This window comes from Neptunicella plasticusilytica, assembly GCF_047922965.1.
Taxonomy (GTDB): Bacteria; Pseudomonadota; Gammaproteobacteria; order Enterobacterales; family Alteromonadaceae; genus Neptunicella; species Neptunicella plasticusilytica.
In genome coordinates, this window is record NZ_CP150481.1 from 57,269 (window position 1) to 74,872 (window position 17,604).

The window sequence follows — 17,604 nt, forward strand, 5'->3', positions numbered from 1 at the left end:
ATGTTTGATATCCTCATGTATTTGTTTGAAAACTTTATTCACAGTGAAACGGAAATTCGGGTGGATCAGGATGAACTAACCGATGAGCTAATTCGCGCCGGATTTCATCACGACGAAATCTATAAGGCGTTAGCCTGGTTAGAAAAACTGGCCGCTTTACAAGAAACCGATACCACACCTTATTTAGCTAAAGCATCAATTACCCCGGTCACGCGCATTTATACTCAGGAAGAGGAAATGCAGCTGGATGTGACTTGTCGTGGTTTTTTGATATTTCTTGAGCAAATTAATGTGCTGGATCCGTCTACCCGTGAAATGGTTATCGATCGAGTCATGGAAATTGATTCAACAGAATTTTGTCTGGAAGACCTGAAATGGGTGGTATTGATGGTGCTATTTAACGTGCCAGGTAAAGAAAATGCCTACGACCAGATGGAAGATTTGCTATTTGACGAGCCTGACGGTCCGTTACATTAAGCAACTTCATTGACAGGCTTAGATATTAAGCCATCGCTGACTCTGGCATACTGAATGTTCGTATACTTGACTGTTCTATTCCTGGCCTATGTCTAAAATTGATCACTCTTTATTTGATGCTAATCTGCAAGGTCATCAGCAGGCATTTGGATCATGTCCGTCGTGTGAGGCCCCACTTCAAATTCGACGCAGTAAAAACGGCGCCTTTATAGGGTGTAGCCGATATCCACAATGTGACTTTACCAAACCGCTACATGAGCATGAAGATAGTCAAATTAAAATTATTGAAGGATCACAATGTCCTGAATGTGGCGGTGCGCTAGCCATAAAAAAAGGACGCTACGGCTTGTTTATAGGCTGTAGCCACTTTCCCGAATGTCATCATATTGAATCGACCAAGTCTCAGGATGAAACCCGTTTTGATTGCCCGCAATGCAAGCGTCATCAGCTAGTGAAGCGTTCCAACCGTTTCGGCAAGAGTTTTTATGCCTGTGATGGTTATCCCAGATGCAAGTTTGTACTTAACTCTTTGCCTGTTGCTGGTCAATGTGAAAAATGCGGTTTTGGCTTGTTGACTAAAAAAGGTCAGGGAGACTCGGCTAAGCGACAATGTGCTGACAAAAAATGCCAGCACATACAGCAAAATTAACGATAACTTGATAAAGCCGGAAATTTTATCGGATCAAGTAGTGCGGCAACTTCGCGCAGACGACTCTCAAGTTCTGCGTTGTTTTTGCCACTGACGTTGATATGCCCCATTTTTCGACCGGGACGTTTTTCTTTTCCGTACCAATGTAAATGCAAACTGGCGATATCCAGCAACGCATCAGGCAAGTTGTCTTCACCCAAGATATTAATCATCGCCGTAGGCCGGATCAATTGTGTGCTGCCAAGCGGTAAATTAAACACCGCACGCAGATGATTTTCAAACTGACAGGTGTCCGCACCTTGCTGGGTCCAGTGACCTGAATTGTGAACTCTGGGAGCAATTTCGTTCACCAACAATTGGCCGTCCAATTCAAAAAATTCAATTGCCAATACGCCGGTGTACTTGAGTTCATTGGCGATGGCGGTGAACATGGTTTCGGCTTGCTTTTGTAAATCATCATTGACTTCATTAGCAATGGATAAACTCAGTACGCCATCCACATGAATATTTTCTGCCAATGGATAAAATGCCAATTGACCCCGTCGGTTGCGCGCGCCAACCAGAGACACTTCTCGTTTAAATGCAACAAATTGCTCGGCAACAACACCTTGGCTAGCGCTACTGTGCGCCAAAAACTGTTCCACTTGTTGCCAGACAGCTTCTGCCTGTTCTGGCAGCTTAATTCGCCATTGCCCTTTGCCGTCGTATCCATCCAGCGCACTTTTTAACACCAGTGGGGTACCCAGTTTATTCAGGGCCGCGTTGAAATCGTCGCGATTGTTGACAACTTGATGTTCTGCATTGGCTGTCTGGACTTTTTCTAACAGCGCTTTTTCCAACCGGCGATCACCACCTGTCTTAATTGCAGTGCTGTTTGGATAAAGTTTGCCGCTTTGCTGGCAGGTTTGAAGAATGTCGAGGGGGACATGCTCAAACTCTGCGGTAATAACATCCACTTCCAATATGGCCGATAATAAATCGGAATACACCTCAGTCTGCGTGACAGGGTGCACCACTTTATCGGTGCGCACATCAAACGCGCACACATTGAAACCAACAGGGGAGCCAGCCAATGCCATCATTCTGGCGAGTTGTCCGGCGCCTAATACTAGTACTTCCACAACATTAGCTCTCGGCTGGATTGGGGTTGGTCAATACAAAATCGGTTTGTGCATTGCGAAACGCTTCAATTTTAGCGATGAGTTCATCATCATTGGTTGCCAGTATCTGTGCAGCCAATAAACCTGCATTCGCTGCCCCTGCGTCACCGATAGCCAAGGTTCCGACCGCCACACCTTTTGGCATCTGGACTATAGAAAGCAATGAATCCATACCTTTTAGTGCTTTGGATTGTACCGGTACGCCCAATACTGGCAAATTGGTATAAGCAGCCGCCATGCCTGGCAAGTGAGCTGCTCCACCCGCTCCGGCGATAATAACCTTGATGCCGCGATCTTGTGCGGAAGATGCATAATCTGCCAATAGTTGTGGGGTGCGGTGAGCTGACACCACTTTAGTCTCATAGGCGACACCAAACCGATCCAGCATATCGGCAGCATGTTTCATTGTCGGCCAATCCGACTTGGAGCCCATGATTATTCCTATTTTCATATTCATTCCGCTATAACAAATTTTTAAAATAAAAGCGGCATTATAGCGGTTTATCGCTGGAGCGGAAACGTTGAGTCACTATTTGTCGCGATTAGGCAGATCAAAATAGTTTATGACTGTGTTAATCTGCGTGCTTTGATTAACTGAAGTTTAGCTAGCTACAGGGGGCTTGCTTGTCAGAACAATTATCTCTAACTGGCATATTTAATAGTGGCGGGTTAATTGCTTATCCGACTGAAGCGGTGTTTGGATTAGGCTGTGATCCGGATAATCAGCAGGCACTGGAAAATCTGTTGAAAATAAAAAACCGGCCGGCTGATAAAGGTTTAATCCTGGTTGCAGCCGATTATGGGCAGCTATTACCTTACGTAAACGACAAGCTTATCCCTCAGGACAAACGTTTCGAGATTTTTTCAAAATGGCCCGGTCCAGTGACCTGGTTGTTACCCAAATCTGAACGAGTGTCATCCCTGTTGAGTGGGAGCTCAGACAAAATTGCGGTACGGGTACCGGCTTTTGAGCCTGTTAGAGAGTTATGCCGTTCGCTGGGCAAACCTATAGTATCGACAAGTGCTAACTTGTCAGGGCAAGTTCCGGCAATAACTGCACAACAAGTGCGCGATCAATTTAAAAATGCAGTAAATTTTGTCCTGGATCAATCTGTGGGGGGTAACAAACAACCCAGCAGGATTTATGATGCACTTAGTGGACAACAATTGAGGTAAATCATGTCAACGCCTGACATTCAACAAGTCATCACTTTTTTTCATAAGTTGCAGGATAATATTTGCCAAACACTGGAGTTGGCTGATGGAAAAGGCCGTTTTGTCGAAGATAATTGGCAGCGCGAACAGGGCGGTGGAGGCAGAACTCGGGTCATGCGCAGCGGGAATGTTATCGAGCAAGGCGGAGTTAATTTCTCTCATGTATTTGGCTCCGAAATGCCGCTTTCCGCTACAGCCGGAAGACCGGAATTGGCAGGAAGAACCTTCCAGGCTTGTGGTGTGTCGCTGGTGATTCACCCTGAAAATCCGAATGTGCCTACCTCACACGCCAATGTGCGTTTCTTTATTGCGGAAAAGGAGGGAGCAGAACCGGTTTGGTGGTTTGGTGGCGGTTTTGATTTAACGCCTTTTTATCCGCATAAGGACGATGTATTGCATTGGCACCGGACCGCAGAACAATTATGTCGTCCTTTTGGTGAAAATGTTTATAACGATTACAAAAAATGGTGTGACGATTATTTCTATTTAAAACATCGTGATGAAACCCGAGGCGTCGGTGGGCTTTTCTTTGATGATCTAAATCAATGGGGTTTCGAAAAGTCGTTTGAATTCGTGCAAGCCGTTGGTAATGGGTATCTGGATGCTTACGTTCCTATCCTGGAGAAGCGTAAGAGCGCCGGGTGGGGCGATAAAGAACGTCAATTTCAATTATATAGACGTGGTCGCTACGTTGAATTTAACCTGGTTTATGATCGCGGAACCTTGTTTGGGCTGCAAACCGGTGGAAGGACCGAGTCGATTCTAATGTCTATGCCTCCATTAGCACGTTGGGAATATGACTACCATCCAACACCAGGGAGTTATGAAGCGGAGCTGTATAGAGACTATCTGCGTCCCAGAAACTGGTTAGCAGAAGCCGAGGAGAATTAAGTTGGACCAGTATGCGGTATTCGGTAATCCTATTGCGCAGAGTAAATCGCCGGTGATTCATCAACACTTTGCAGAGCAAACCGGGCAACAGTTGGAATATGGCGCGCAGTTGGCGGAAATCTCTGACTTTAAATCCAAAGTGGCGGCTTTTATTCAATCCGGTGGCAAAGGATGCAATATTACTGCGCCATTTAAAGAGCTGGCTTTTGAACTGTCGCAAAGTGTTTCTGAAGAAGCCCGTATTGCCGGTGCGGTAAACACCCTTATTTTTAAAGGCGACTATATTGTCGGTGATAATACCGATGGTCGAGGTTTAATTGCTGATCTGAAATTTCACAATGTTCCTATGCAGGGGAAACGTATCTTACTGATGGGGGCTGGTGGCGCGGCCCGCGGGGTACTACTTCCCTTATTGGCTGAAAATCCACAAAAACTGATCATTGTTAATCGTACAGTGGAAAAAGCACAACAACTTGCCGAGCTGATTGATTCACCGGTAAAAATCTGTGGTGTTGGTTATGCTGATCTGGCGGATAAGCCTTTTGATTTAATTATTAATGCGTCATCGGCCAGTTTGTCGGATCAATTACCACCACTTAAAGCCAATCTGTTAAATAAAGATACGATTTGCTATGACATGGTGTATCGCGCTGCAAACACGCCGTTTAACCAATGGGCAATAGATAACGGCGTTGAAACCACAATTGATGGTTTAGGTATGCTAATTGAACAGGCTGCGGTAAGTTTTGAGATTTGGCGTGGCATCAGACCTAAAACCAGTGCATTGCGACAATTGCTAAGAGACCAATTGTTGAGAGCAGCTTAATGCTGCTCTTTTATATATTCGTCCTTTAGTTCGACATAATTCTGTGCAGACTGTGCTAAAAAGGCCATTTCACTCTCATTTAAAGGCCTGGCTTTTTTAACCGGACTGCCTACATATAGATAGCCACTCTCCAGTACCTTGTTAGGTGGTACTAAACTCCCGGCACCGATAATGACATCACTTTCAACCACGGCACCATCCATTACAATCGCGCCCATACCTACTAATATACGATTACCTAATTGACAGCCATGTAGCATGACCTTGTGCCCAACGGTGACATCTTCACCTATTAATAACGGATGGCCATCAGGATTGGCTGCAGATTTACGGGTCACATGTAATACACTGCCATCCTGTATATTAGTACGCGCGCCAATACGGATATGATTGACGTCACCACGGGCGGCAACCAAGGGCCAGATACTGACGTCATCGCCTAAGTGAATGTCACCTGCTAGTACGGCACTGTTATCAACATAACATTGACTACCTAATATAGGCTTGATGTTTTTATAGGAATGTAAGCTCATTTTATCTATTTACTCAATTTGAATGAGAGAATTGTAGCAAAAATAGCCCTTTAAGGGCAAAAGGTGGTTAAAAGCTGCGCAAACGGCTAAAAAGGGTAAAAAAGAGGTTGACGGTAAGGGGATAGGATGTAGAATGCGCGCTCGCTTCAGGGGAGTCCGGACGGACGGCCATGAAGGGGGTCGGACAAGAAAAAAGGTTTAAAAAGTTTCTTGACACTGACCCTGGGATGCGTAGAATACGCCTCCCGCTTGAGAGGAGACTTTCAAGCGCTGTTCTTTAACAATTTGCAACAAGACAATCTGTGTGGGCACTCGTTGATGAGTGTCTACCAAAATTCATAGATTTAAGTTTTTTAATTGAAGAGTTTGATCATGGCTCAGATTGAACGCTGGCGGCAGGCCTAACACATGCAAGTCGAACGGTAACATGTCTAGCTTGCTAGATGATGACGAGTGGCGGACGGGTGAGTAAAGCTTAGGAACTTGCCTCCTGGTGGGGGATAACAGTTGGAAACGACTGCTAATACCGCATGACACCTGCGGGTCAAAGAGGGCGCTTGCGCTCTCGCCAGGAGATGGGCCTAAGCGAGATTAGCTTGTTGGTGAGGTAAAGGCTCACCAAGGCGACGATCTCTAGCTGGTCTGAGAGGATGATCAGCCACACTGGGACTGAGACACGGCCCAGACTCCTACGGGAGGCAGCAGTGGGGAATATTGGACAATGGGCGCAAGCCTGATCCAGCCATGCCGCGTGTGTGAAGAAGGCCTTCGGGTTGTAAAGCACTTTCAGTGGTGAGGAAGGGTAGCTGGTTAATACCCAGTTACATTGACGTTAGCCACAGAAGAAGGACCGGCTAACTCCGTGCCAGCAGCCGCGGTAATACGGAGGGTCCGAGCGTTAATCGGAATTACTGGGCGTAAAGCGCACGCAGGCGGTTTGTTAAGCTAGATGTGAAAGCCCCGGGCTCAACCTGGGAGGGTCATTTAGAACTGGCAGACTAGAGTCTTGGAGAGGGGAGTGGAATTCCAGGTGTAGCGGTGAAATGCGTAGAGATCTGGAGGAACATCAGTGGCGAAGGCGACTCCCTGGCCAAAGACTGACGCTCATGTGCGAAAGTGTGGGTAGCGAACAGGATTAGATACCCTGGTAGTCCACACCGTAAACGATGTCTACTAGTTGTGTGAGAATTTAATTCATGCGTAACGAAGCTAACGCGGTAAGTAGACCGCCTGGGGAGTACGGCCGCAAGGTTAAAACTCAAATGAATTGACGGGGGCCCGCACAAGCGGTGGAGCATGTGGTTTAATTCGATGCAACGCGAAGAACCTTACCATCCCTTGACATCCAGAAAATTCAGCAGAGATGCAGAAGTGCCTTCGGGAATTCTGTGACAGGTGCTGCATGGCTGTCGTCAGCTCGTGTCGTGAGATGTTGGGTTAAGTCCCGCAACGAGCGCAACCCTTGTCCTTAGTTGCCAGCATTAAGTTGGGCACTTTAAGGAGGACTGCCGGTGACAAACCGGAGGAAGGTGGGGACGACGTCAAGTCATCATGGCCCTTACGGGATGGGCTACACACGTGCTACAATGGCAAGTACAGAGGGAAGCGAGACCGCGAGGTGGAGCGGAACCCAGAAAGCTTGTCGTAGTCCGGATTGGAGTCTGCAACTCGACTCCATGAAGTCGGAATCGCTAGTAATCGCAGGTCAGAATACTGCGGTGAATACGTTCCCGGGCCTTGTACACACCGCCCGTCACACCATGGGAGTGGGATGCAAAAGAAGTAGTTAGTCTAACCTTCGGGAGGGCGATTACCACTTTGTGTTTCATGACTGGGGTGAAGTCGTAACAAGGTAACCCTAGGGGAACCTGGGGTTGGATCACCTCCTTACACAAAATTGGTCGTTATTTATTGATGCAGTGTCCACACAGATAGTCTTGTTGTGAAAGTAAAGAGCAACTAGTACGGATTGCGTTTTATGCAGTGCGTATGAATGGGTCTGTAGCTCAGCTGGTTAGAGCGCACCCCTGATAAGGGTGAGGTCGGTAGTTCAAGTCTACTCAGACCCACCAAAATTCGATTGATACTGCGTCAGAGAAACGCTCATGTGCTGCTTCGCACACATCGCCCTTCTCTTCCTTGTCTGAATCGAATTTAACATTGAGTGAGGTAACTCATTGGATGTGACCCTTATTAATGGGGCTATAGCTCAGCTGGGAGAGCGCCTGCCTTGCACGCAGGAGGTCAGCGGTTCGATCCCGCTTAGCTCCACCAACCTTTATAAGATAGAGAGTTGGAAAGGAAATACCTTAATGAATGGACATTTGGACGAGTGTTGATTGATTAAGGTTTTTTTAACGAAAAATCTTAAACCTGTTCTTTAACAATTTGGAAAGCTGATATTAGTAATCAAAACTGAGTGAGACTTTTAAGTAACTTACTCTATCTGATACTTGTAGTAGAAAAAAGCTAGTGTAAAAACTGGTGTAAAAGCTAGTGTAAAAACTGGTGTACTTGTCATGCATATAACGGTCATTGAATTGACACCGACGGTCGGACAAAAAGGCGACTGTGGCGAGTTATTTCAGATGCTTTAATACGTTACTTTAAAGCAGATGAAATAGCGAGAATTCGGGTTTTAGGCAAGCGAGTTCGACGAACGAACGAGGGCGTGTACGAACAGTACATAACCGAGTGAGAGAGGACGAAACGCGCAGCATAAAAGGCGAAGACGAAGCTATTTTGGGTTGTATGGTTAAGTGACTAAGCGTATACGGTGGATGCCTAGGCAGTTAGAGGCGATGAAGGACGTGTAAGTCTGCGAAAAGCTGTGGTGAGCTGACAAAACGCATTTTAGCCACAGATGTCCGAATGGGGAAACCCGGTGCATTTATGCATCATCATGCAGTGAATACATAGCTGTATGAGGCAAACGAGGGGAACTGAAACATCTAAGTACCCTTAGGAAGAGAAATCAATTGAGATCCCCTTAGTAGCGGCGAGCGAACGGGGGCCAGCCCTTAAGCTGATTGTAAGCGAGTGGAACAAGTTGGGAAGCTTGGCGATACCGGGTGATAGCCCCGTACACGAACGCGAACTTTAAGTGAAAACGAGTAGGACGGGACACGTGTTATCCTGTTTGAATATGGGGGGACCATCCTCCAAGGCTAAATACTCCTAACTGACCGATAGTGAACCAGTACCGTGAGGGAAAGGCGAAAAGAACCCCTGTGAGGGGAGTGAAATAGAACCTGAAACCGTATACGTACAAGCAGTGGGAGCACCTTCGTGGTGTGACTGCGTACCTTTTGTATAATGGGTCAGCGACTTATATTTTGTAGCAAGGTTAACCGCATAGGGGAGCCGTAGCGAAAGCGAGTGTTAACTGCGCGTCTAGTTGCAAGGTATAGACCCGAAACCCGGTGATCTAGCCATGGGCAGGTTGAAGGTGCGGTAACACGCACTGGAGGACCGAACCCACTAACGTTGAAAAGTTAGGGGATGACCTGTGGCTGGGGGTGAAAGGCCAATCAAACCGGGAGATAGCTGGTTCTCCCCGAAAGCTATTTAGGTAGCGCCTCGGACGAATACCACAGGGGGTAGAGCACTGTTTGGGCTAGGGGGTCATCCCGACTTACCAACCCCATGCAAACTCCGAATACCTGTGAGTACTATCCGGGAGACACACGGCGGGTGCTAACGTCCGTCGTGAAGAGGGAAACAACCCAGACCGCCAGCTAAGGTCCCCAAGTCTATGTTAAGTGGGAAACGAAGTGGGAAGGCTAAGACAGCTAGGAGGTTGGCTTAGAAGCAGCCACCCTTTAAAGAAAGCGTAATAGCTCACTAGTCGAGTCGGCCTGCGCGGAAGATGTAACGGGGCTAAACATAGCACCGAAGCTGCGGATACGTTTTAGGACGTATGGTAGGGGAGCGTTGTGTAAGTGGATGAAGGTGAATCGAGAGGTTTGCTGGACATATCACAAGTGCGAATGCTGACATGAGTAACGATAATGGGGGTGAAAAACCCCCACGCCGGAAGACCAAGGTTTCCTGTCCCATGCTAATCAGGGCAGGGTAAGTCGGCCCCTAAGGCGAGGCAGAAATGCGTAGTCGATGGGAAACGGGTTAATATTCCCGTACTTATATCATCAGCGATGGGGGGACGGAGAAGGCTATGCAAGCATGGCGTTGGTAGTCCATGTGAAAGTGAGTAGGCAGAGTGCTTAGGTAAATCCGGGTGCTTAATGCTGAGACACGAGACGAGTCACCAAGGTGACGAAGTTGCAGATGCCCTGCTTCCAGGAAAAGCCTCTAAGCTTATGATGATGTGAACCGTACCCCAAACCGACACAGGTGGTCAGGTAGAGAATACTAAGGCGCTTGAGAGAACTCGGGTGAAGGAACTCGGCAAAATCGTACCGTAACTTCGGGAGAAGGTACGCCTCCGTTCGTGAAGAACTTGCTTCGTAAGCGAATGGAGGCCGCAGTGAAAAGGTGGCTGGAACTGTTTATTAAAAACACAGCACTGTGCTAAATCGAAAGATGACGTATACGGTGTGACGCCTGCCCGGTGCCGGAAGGTTAATTGATGGGGTTAGCGCAAGCGAAGCTCTTGATCGAAGCCCCGGTAAACGGCGGCCGTAACTATAACGGTCCTAAGGTAGCGAAATTCCTTGTCGGGTAAGTTCCGACCTGCACGAATGGCGTAATCATGGCCACGCTGTCTCCACCCGAGACTCAGTGAAATTGAAATCGCAGTGAAGATGCTGTGTACCCGCGGCTAGACGGAAAGACCCCGTGAACCTTTACTATAGCTTGGCACTGAACATTGACCCTATATGTGTAGGATAGGTGGGAGACTTAGAAGATGAGACGCCAGTCTTGTTGGAGTCAACCTTGAAATACCACCCTTGTATGTTTGATGTTCTAACTCGGGTCCCTAATCGGGATTGAGGACAGTGTCTGGTGGGTAGTTTGACTGGGGCGGTCTCCTCCCAAAGAGTAACGGAGGAGCACGAAGGTTGGCTAATCCTGGTCGGACATCAGGAGGTTAGTGCAATGGCATAAGCCAGCTTAACTGCGAGACAGACACGTCGAGCAGGTACGAAAGTAGGTCATAGTGATCCGGTGGTTCTGAATGGAAGGGCCATCGCTCAACGGATAAAAGGTACTCCGGGGATAACAGGCTGATACCGCCCAAGAGTTCATATCGACGGCGGTGTTTGGCACCTCGATGTCGGCTCATCATCCTGGGGCTGAAGTCGGTCCCAAGGGTATGGCTGTTCGCCATTTAAAGTGGTACGCGAGCTGGGTTTAGAACGTCGTGAGACAGTTCGGTCCCTATCTGCCGTGGGCGCTGGATGATTGAGAGGGGCTGCTCCTAGTACGAGAGGACCGGAGTGGACGAACCGCTGGTGTTCGGGTTGTCATGCCAATGGCATTGCCCGGTAGCTACGTTCGGAATTGATAACCGCTGAAAGCATCTAAGCGGGAAGCGAGCCTCGAGATGAGTCATCCCTGACAGTTTAACTGTCCTGAAGGGTTGTTGAAGACTACGACGTAGATAGGCAGGGTGTGGAAGCGCAGTAATGCGTTAAGCTAACCTGTACTAATTGCCCGAGAGGCTTAACCATACAACGCCAAAGTGGCTTTAAAGCATTTGGGTTGTTGATGACAAGTACAAGAAACAGCTACGAGTGACGAGCAACGAGCTTCGAACGAGATAGAGTAAGACTTGAACCACCAGTTTGAGCACTAATATAAACAAACAGCTTTCTGAAATTGTTAACCGTCTTTGTCTGGCGGCCATAGCGATACGGCACCACCTGATCCCATTCCGAACTCAGCAGTGAAACGTATTAGCGGCGATGGTAGTGTGGGGTTTCCCCATGTGAGAGTAGCACACCGCCAGACTCCCAATTAGAGAAAGGGCTACCCGATTGGGTAGCCCTTTTTTTATGGTTGGAATTCGACATGGCCGCATCCTGCCAGTATGTTATGGATAGCCCATTCTCTAAACGCTGCCGCGCAGTACCAGCCTCGTGGGGAAAACCACCCCATCGTGCTGTCATCACGCCCAGCGATACGCGACGCAATCATCTGTCACACATCCATGTAGCAACCTCCAGCCGTTCATCCATGAACGTCGTTCAGTCGGCAGGAACTGTGTTCCTGAAAGCCCCGCCTTCACCCCATGTGAGAGTTTGGGAAGCTTAAAATTCCTTTGGGCGTAAAAAAGCCCACTGGACGTGGGCTTTGATTCGCTATCTTGACTTCTACATATCCAGCTCTTTGAGTTTACGGGTTAGGGATGACCTACGGCTAACATCACTTCCTGAAAGTTACTGGGCAATGGACTGATTTGAATGGGGATATGTAGCTTCTTGGATATATCCCGCGCCGAAATCATCCCAACTATTTCCATAGTGGATTGTGCAATCACAAGTACATGTTGCAGCCCTGATTGCTTCATGGTGTGAAGAACGTCGCCGATGGATGAGTTAAGTATGGTTTGTAGTTGTATGCCTTTAAATTGGCTTTTAGGCAACATTAAATCACCTATGGTGAGGTCACTACGTTTGACCGCTAATCGATTGGCTACACTCAACACTCGTGAGCTTTGCAAATCGACTAATGACACCGCGCCAATAAACTCTTCTTGTTTGTTGCCAACAAGACAAGTGCTGATATGGGCACTTTTCATTAGAGACAACGCCTGATCAATTGGGGTGTCTCGATCCAGCATTAAAGGCGCATTACGGGAAAAATTGCTCATAATTTCAATGGCTGGACTACTTAGTAGCAATGGTTGAATTTTAGACTGGCTGCTCAGTTCATACTGATCCAGATTTTGAGTGTTTAATTGTTTGAAACTTGTCATTGGGATCACCTTTGATCTTGTTAATAGATATTATTTTCATAGTGGAAACACATCAAACAAGATTAAAAGGAGGGGCGCGCACCTGTATTGAACGATAACTATCAGTAGCTTTGATAATTGAATGAGTCTGTGAGCCGTTACCTATTAAGGGCAGAACTTCCTGATTGGCAAAGGATATAGGAAGTAGGTCTTCGGGTTCAGGATCATCGGAAGTATTATCACGATCGTTCTGATCAATGGTAATACCGATTTGCGCGGTTAACTCAGGAGTAGTAAAACCCTTAGCGGCAGAGAGTCCGGGTTGGAACAGATTCAAAAATACCGCCACTACTGCCAAAAGTAGTGAGGTGATTTTTTGATTTGCAAACATCTGTTTCATTTTTTCTTATTGCTACGGCTACATGAATTAGGTCGTGCTAGGTAGGGAAAGTTCAAATTGATGCAATTTTTCCACCCGCTAAAAGATGATATAAGGCGAAACCGGTTCACTTTCAACCAGTACGGGACAAAAATATGAATTTTCGGGTTGTGTGGTTAGAGAGGTTTTTCCCAGAACAATGCTTTTCCCATGTCGGGATTCAGTTGATATCCACCAAAACCAAATTTTAAATATGCCGCCTGGGCAGTTTTATTGCCCTCAAGTACTTCAAGTGTGATTTTGCAGCAGCCTCTTTGGCGGGCAATTTTTTCTATTTCGAACAATATTTTTTGGCTAAGTCCTAAGCCTCTATACTGGCTGGCCACGGCCAAGTCATGGATATTAACTAGAGGTTTGCATTTAAAGGTTGAAAAGCCTTGAAAACAATTAGCAATCCCAGCTGGTTGATGATCTACGTAGCACAGTATAGAAAATGCGTTAGCTATCTTTGCCAACTCATTGGCGAGATTTTCCTGTGTGTATGCGGACAATGGCGCTCCACCCCCCATTGGATCCCGGGCATAAATATCCAGCAGATAAGTCATATCTTTTTGATGTAGGGGATTGGCATAGTCAGCCACTTCTATTTTTATATCCATTTTTATACCCTGATCAATAAGTCGGAGGGATTATTTGAAGCGACAAGAGAGCATAGAGAGTAACACATAAGCCCGGACAGATAATATCCGGGCTTATTCAAACAAGTAAAAGCTATAGCCCCAGCTTTTTCTCCAGGTAGTGGATGTTGGTACCACCGTTTCTGAAGTTTTCGTCGGCCATAATTTTACGCTGTAAAGGTACGTTGGTTTTTATACCTTCAATTACCAGCTCATCTAAAGCCAGACGCATTCTGGCAATGGCTACGTCACGACTCTCGCCGTAAGTAATCAATTTGCCAATCATCGAATCGTAGTTTGGCGGCACTGTGTAACCGGCATAGATATGCGAATCCCAGCGAACTCCAAGCCCTCCTGGTGGATGGAACATATTTATTTTCCCCGGGGAAGGAATAAACGTTTGTGGGTCTTCGGCATTGATACGACATTCGATGGCATGGCCACGTATCTGTATTTGCGATTGTTCGAACGATAAAGGTTGGCCCGCGGCCACCCGCAGTTGCTCCTTGATCAAATCAACGCTAGTAATCATTTCTGACACAGGATGTTCTACCTGAATACGGGTATTCATTTCAATAAAGTAGAACTCGCCATTTTCATATAGAAATTCAAAGGTTCCGGCACCACGATAGCCAATTTCAATACAGGCACGGCGGCAACGGTCGCCAATCTTCTCACGCATTTCTGCGGTGATACCTGGCGCAGGTGCTTCTTCGACAACTTTCTGATGACGACGTTGCATTGAACAGTCCCGTTCACCTAAATGAATGGCATTACCCTGACCATCGGCGAGCACCTGGATCTCGACATGGCGAGGGTTTTCCAGAAACTTCTCCATATAAACCATGCTATTGCCAAACGCCGCACCGGCTTCTGTCTGGGTCATCTCTATTGAAGAAATTAATTCAGCTTCGCTGCGAACCACACGCATACCGCGGCCACCACCACCGCCAGATGCTTTGACGATAATAGGATAACCAATGCGCTTGGCGATAGTTTTGTTACGTTCGTGATCTGTGGTCAACGGGCCATCAGAGCCAGGAACACAAGGGACACCCGCTTTTTTCATTGCCTGGATGGCAGAAACTTTATCTCCCATTAAACGAATGGTATCCGCTTTGGGGCCGATGAAAACAAAGCCGCTTTTTTCAATCATGTCAGCAAAGTCTGCGTTTTCGGCCAAGAAACCGTAACCGGGATGGATCGCAATTGAGTTAGTTACTTCTGCCGCGGCAATGATGGCAGGAATATTCAGATAGCTATCTGTTGCGGATGCAGGGCCGATGCAGATTGATTCATCAGCTAGCAAAACATGTTTTAAACCACGATCTGCTGTGGAATGTACGGCAACGGTTTTTATGCCCAGCTCTTTGCAGGCACGCAATATCCGCAGGGCAATCTCGCCGCGGTTTGCAATAAGTACTTTATCCAGCATATCCATAAGCGCCTGTTATTCGATAACGAACATGGGTTGATCAAATTCTACAGGATCTTGATTTTCTATCAGAATTTGAGTGACGGTACCGGCTTTATCGGCATCAATCTGGTTCATCATTTTCATTGCCTCAACAATGCATAATGGATCACCAACCTTAACTTGCTGTCCAACTTCAACAAAGTTCTTGGCACCAGGTGATGGTGACGTATAGAAGGTTCCAACCATCGGTGAACGAACAATATGCCCGGAGATTTCAGCTGGTTTGGCGGCTTCACTAGCGGCAGGAGTTGGCGCTGCGGCAGGTGCAGCAGGCGCTGATTGTGGCATAGGGACAGGTGCTGCGTACTGCATTGGAACAGCAGAAGCGCTGCTGCCTCGGTGGATACGAACCGACTCTTCACCTTCGGTGATTTCCAGTTCAGAAATACCGGATTCTTCAACCAGTTCTATTAGTTTTTTAATTTTACGAATATCCATGGAACACTCTCTTTAGTTTTGCTTGGCCATGTATTGTTTGGCCGCCATTAATGCAAATTCATAACCTTGCGCGCCTAGTCCGCAAATAACACCCTGTGCCTTATCAGATAAATAAGAATGTTGGCGAAAAGGCTCGCGGCTATGAATATTAGATAGATGAATTTCTATAAAAGGTATCGATACGCTGAGCAAGGCATCGCGTAACGCGACGCTGGTATGGGTAAACGCGCCGGGATTGATAATAATAAAATCAATCTGTCCCATTGCTGCATGAATAGCATCCAGTAGCAAATGCTCCGCGTTGGATTGAACATGTGTCAGGCTGATTTGCTGTTGTTCAGCAAGCATGGTTAACTTGCTCACAATATCGCCCAAGCTTTGTGAACCGTATATTTGCGGCTCTCGCTTGCCCAGCATATTTAAATTGGGACCATTTAATAATAAAACTTTCACAATAATGCGTCGATCATGTAGTTAAAAGCCCATCTTTACGCATTTTAATTAAAAATACGAGTTTAACTTAACCAAATGAACGAAATATAAACAGGTTCATCTGGATCGCTCCCCATTATAGCCATGAATGAATAAATCACAGCAAAATACTGGTCTTATCAGCGAAGATTGGCTCAAAGTTTGCGCAAATTTGCTTGTGGGAGATAGAATGGCATTGTGTCCTGATGCAATTGGCTTTTTTATTCAACGTTAAATTGATTAGTGGGAATAATATCAACAGATTCGTGTAACTCGGAATAAACCAATACCACTTGTCTATTTTCTAGCTGAGTCATGACATGAGCGACTTTCTGTCCTAGATTAAACTCTTGTTCACCATAATCAGTCCCTTCACGTAACACAAAGGATTCAATAATATTTTGCAGGGTTTCAGGCGCAAGCTCTTCAAAAGGAATAATCAAATTAGGCCTCTTTTATGCGGTGACTTTATTGTTGAGTATATCGTCGAAATATTCAGGAACGCGACGATGTAGCCACACTTTGGGACACCATGGTGTGCCCTGTAAGAAACCCACATGTCCGCCGTGCTCACTGAGTTCGACCGTTATCTTATCCGACAATTCATTTTCGGTGGGGATAACCTTTTCGTTCATAAAGGGATCATCTTTGGCATGGATAACTAAAGTGGGGGTATCGATTTGGCGGGTATAAGCAACGGCGCTGCATTGTTGATAATAATCATTGGCATCTTTAAAACCGTGCAGCTTTGAGGTTACCTGTTCATCGAAGTCACGGAAGGTGCGTAGTTTATTAATATCGTTCGATAGTATGGACAGATGCTGGCTATAGTCCATAAAAGACATCTTTTGTTTAAGTTTGCGGACCATACTGTTGAGCAGATATTTTTGGTAATTTTTTGAAAAACCCATATTCACCGCACTGGAACATTCGGCCAGTTTAAAAGGAGGTGAAACACATACTGCAGCATCGACTAATCGAGATCCGCGATTTTCGCCTAATAACTTTAATAGCATATTGGCCCCCAGTGAGAAGCCTAAAGTCACAAGATGTGTTGACGGGTATTTTTCGCTTAACCATTTCAGCAAATACAGGGCGTCTCCGGTATCACCGGAATGATAGGCGCGTTGCAGTCTGTTTGGTGAGTCGCTACAACCTCGAAAATGCATAAGTACCGCATGCCAGCCTTTTTGAGCCATTACTGCCAACATATCTCGTGCATAGTGTGACCTGGCAGAGCCTTCCAAACCGTGAAACAGCACTGCGATCCCTTTGCTGTTTGTCGGTTTCGGGGTCCAGCTCAGATCGACAAAATCGCCGTCGGGTAGTTCCAGGCGCTGTGAGGTTAATGATACTTTCTGCCGTCGTTGCAAATAACGTGGCCAAATGGTTTGTATATGCCTGTTTTTCGCCCACCAGGCCGGTTTAAACGGGCTGGTGATTATTTTTCCATGGCTTTGTTGAGTCACTGGCTTTGTTTACTCTTGTTTAGTATGAGTGATTGACTAGTTATCTGTACGTTAAGAATGAAATTTCACTATAAATCAATGAC

16 protein-coding genes, 2 tRNA genes and 3 rRNA genes are annotated in these 17,604 nt (G+C 46.6%); 10 read left to right on the plus strand and 11 right to left on the minus strand.

What is annotated here, in order from left to right; genetic code table 11:
• A complete protein-coding gene (locus V1467_RS00235) occupies positions 1–477 on the plus strand; it encodes a DUF494 family protein (RefSeq protein ID WP_416306807.1) in 477 nt (158 codons plus the stop codon).
• Positions 478–565: 88 nt separating this feature from the next.
• Entirely contained in the window at positions 566–1,126 is a 561-nt protein-coding gene (locus V1467_RS00240; RefSeq protein WP_416306808.1) for a topoisomerase DNA-binding C4 zinc finger domain-containing protein, read from the plus strand.
• Here the strand turns inward: V1467_RS00240 and V1467_RS00245 are convergent.
• Positions 1,123–2,247: a 5-(carboxyamino)imidazole ribonucleotide synthase gene (locus V1467_RS00245; protein WP_416306809.1), complete on the minus strand. Its 1,125-nt coding sequence runs from the start codon at positions 2,245–2,247 to the stop codon at positions 1,123–1,125. The genes V1467_RS00240 and V1467_RS00245 overlap by 4 nt on opposite strands.
• Positions 2,248–2,251: 4 nt before the next feature.
• A complete protein-coding gene (gene purE / locus V1467_RS00250; protein WP_416306810.1) occupies positions 2,252–2,737 on the minus strand; it encodes a 5-(carboxyamino)imidazole ribonucleotide mutase in 486 nt (161 codons plus the stop codon).
• A 173-nt stretch (positions 2,738–2,910) separates the two neighbouring features.
• Between purE and V1467_RS00255 the strand changes: the two genes are divergently transcribed.
• The 3 genes from V1467_RS00255 to aroE are packed head-to-tail and all read left to right on the plus strand — an operon-like array spanning position 2,911 to position 5,218.
• Positions 2,911–3,462: an L-threonylcarbamoyladenylate synthase gene (locus V1467_RS00255; RefSeq protein ID WP_416306811.1), complete on the plus strand. Its 552-nt coding sequence runs from the start codon at positions 2,911–2,913 to the stop codon at positions 3,460–3,462.
• A gap of 3 nt (positions 3,463–3,465) precedes the next feature.
• A complete protein-coding gene (hemF, locus tag V1467_RS00260; RefSeq protein WP_416306812.1) occupies positions 3,466–4,392 on the plus strand; it encodes an oxygen-dependent coproporphyrinogen oxidase in 927 nt (308 codons plus the stop codon).
• Between the two features lies 1 nt (position 4,393).
• Entirely contained in the window at positions 4,394–5,218 is an 825-nt protein-coding gene (gene aroE / locus V1467_RS00265) for a shikimate dehydrogenase (RefSeq protein ID WP_416306813.1), read from the plus strand.
• Here aroE and V1467_RS00270 read toward each other — a convergent pair.
• Positions 5,215–5,751: a gamma carbonic anhydrase family protein gene (locus tag V1467_RS00270; protein ID WP_416306814.1), complete on the minus strand. Its 537-nt coding sequence runs from the start codon at positions 5,749–5,751 to the stop codon at positions 5,215–5,217. The two genes, aroE and V1467_RS00270, sit on opposite strands and share 4 nt — an antisense overlap.
• Positions 5,752–6,105: 354 nt before the next feature.
• Here V1467_RS00270 and V1467_RS00275 point away from each other — a divergent pair.
• From V1467_RS00275 to rrf, 5 genes are all read left to right on the plus strand, one after another.
• Positions 6,106–7,641 (plus strand): 16S ribosomal RNA (locus V1467_RS00275).
• A gap of 105 nt (positions 7,642–7,746) precedes the next feature.
• A tRNA-Ile gene (locus V1467_RS00280) sits at positions 7,747–7,823 on the plus strand.
• Between the two features lie 126 nt (positions 7,824–7,949).
• A tRNA-Ala gene (locus V1467_RS00285) sits at positions 7,950–8,025 on the plus strand.
• 479 nt (positions 8,026–8,504) lie between these two features.
• Positions 8,505–11,384 (plus strand): 23S ribosomal RNA (locus tag V1467_RS00290).
• A gap of 164 nt (positions 11,385–11,548) precedes the next feature.
• A 5S ribosomal RNA gene (gene rrf, locus V1467_RS00295) occupies positions 11,549–11,664 on the plus strand.
• Together the 16S, 23S and 5S rRNA genes with 2 tRNA genes alongside form the textbook arrangement of a ribosomal RNA operon.
• Before the next feature lie 391 nt (positions 11,665–12,055).
• Here the strand turns inward: rrf and V1467_RS00300 are convergent.
• The 8 genes from V1467_RS00300 to V1467_RS00335 form a co-directional block, all read right to left on the minus strand.
• Positions 12,056–12,631, minus strand: a complete 576-nt coding sequence (locus V1467_RS00300) for a CBS domain-containing protein (protein WP_416306815.1) — start codon at positions 12,629–12,631, stop codon at positions 12,056–12,058.
• Positions 12,632–12,683: 52 nt separating this feature from the next.
• The gene (locus tag V1467_RS00305; protein WP_416306816.1) at positions 12,684–13,001 is read right to left on the minus strand and encodes a hypothetical protein; all 318 of its coding nucleotides are present in this window, start codon (positions 12,999–13,001) and stop codon (positions 12,684–12,686) included.
• 164 nt (positions 13,002–13,165) lie between these two features.
• Positions 13,166–13,648 (minus strand): GNAT family N-acetyltransferase, encoded by a 483-nt coding sequence (locus V1467_RS00310; protein ID WP_416306817.1) that lies wholly within the window; start codon positions 13,646–13,648, stop codon positions 13,166–13,168.
• A 112-nt stretch (positions 13,649–13,760) separates the two neighbouring features.
• Entirely contained in the window at positions 13,761–15,101 is a 1,341-nt protein-coding gene (gene accC, locus V1467_RS00315) for an acetyl-CoA carboxylase biotin carboxylase subunit (protein ID WP_416306818.1), read from the minus strand.
• Between the two features lie 15 nt (positions 15,102–15,116).
• Positions 15,117–15,581, minus strand: a complete 465-nt coding sequence (gene accB / locus V1467_RS00320) for an acetyl-CoA carboxylase biotin carboxyl carrier protein (RefSeq protein WP_416306819.1) — start codon at positions 15,579–15,581, stop codon at positions 15,117–15,119.
• A gap of 12 nt (positions 15,582–15,593) precedes the next feature.
• A complete protein-coding gene (gene aroQ, locus V1467_RS00325; protein ID WP_416306820.1) occupies positions 15,594–16,034 on the minus strand; it encodes a type II 3-dehydroquinate dehydratase in 441 nt (146 codons plus the stop codon).
• 239 nt (positions 16,035–16,273) lie between these two features.
• Positions 16,274–16,495 carry a YheU family protein gene (locus V1467_RS00330; RefSeq protein WP_416306821.1) on the minus strand — a complete coding sequence of 74 codons (222 nt, stop codon included), beginning with the start codon at positions 16,493–16,495 and terminating at the stop codon, positions 16,274–16,276.
• A 12-nt stretch (positions 16,496–16,507) separates the two neighbouring features.
• Positions 16,508–17,521 carry a hydrolase gene (locus V1467_RS00335; RefSeq protein WP_416306822.1) on the minus strand — a complete coding sequence of 338 codons (1,014 nt, stop codon included), beginning with the start codon at positions 17,519–17,521 and terminating at the stop codon, positions 16,508–16,510.
• Positions 17,522–17,604: the final 83 nt, after the last annotated feature.

Excerpts from the sequence above, each read along its gene's own strand:
- V1467_RS00235 (WP_416306807.1), top strand. The coding sequence starts at position 1 with ATGTTTGATATCCTCATGTATTTGTTTGAAAACTTTATTCACAGTGAA.
- V1467_RS00240 (WP_416306808.1), top strand. The coding sequence starts at position 566 with ATGTCTAAAATTGATCACTCTTTATTTGATGCTAATCTGCAAGGTCAT.
- purE (WP_416306810.1), bottom strand. The coding sequence starts at position 2,737 with ATGAAAATAGGAATAATCATGGGCTCCAAGTCGGATTGGCCGACAATG.
- hemF (WP_416306812.1), top strand. The coding sequence starts at position 3,466 with ATGTCAACGCCTGACATTCAACAAGTCATCACTTTTTTTCATAAGTTG.
- V1467_RS00270 (WP_416306814.1), bottom strand. The coding sequence starts at position 5,751 with ATGAGCTTACATTCCTATAAAAACATCAAGCCTATATTAGGTAGTCAA.
- V1467_RS00300 (WP_416306815.1), bottom strand. The coding sequence starts at position 12,631 with ATGACAAGTTTCAAACAATTAAACACTCAAAATCTGGATCAGTATGAA.
- V1467_RS00305 (WP_416306816.1), bottom strand. The coding sequence starts at position 13,001 with ATGTTTGCAAATCAAAAAATCACCTCACTACTTTTGGCAGTAGTGGCG.
- V1467_RS00310 (WP_416306817.1), bottom strand. The coding sequence starts at position 13,648 with ATGGATATAAAAATAGAAGTGGCTGACTATGCCAATCCCCTACATCAA.
- accC (WP_416306818.1), bottom strand. The coding sequence starts at position 15,101 with ATGCTGGATAAAGTACTTATTGCAAACCGCGGCGAGATTGCCCTGCGG.
- accB (WP_416306819.1), bottom strand. The coding sequence starts at position 15,581 with ATGGATATTCGTAAAATTAAAAAACTAATAGAACTGGTTGAAGAATCC.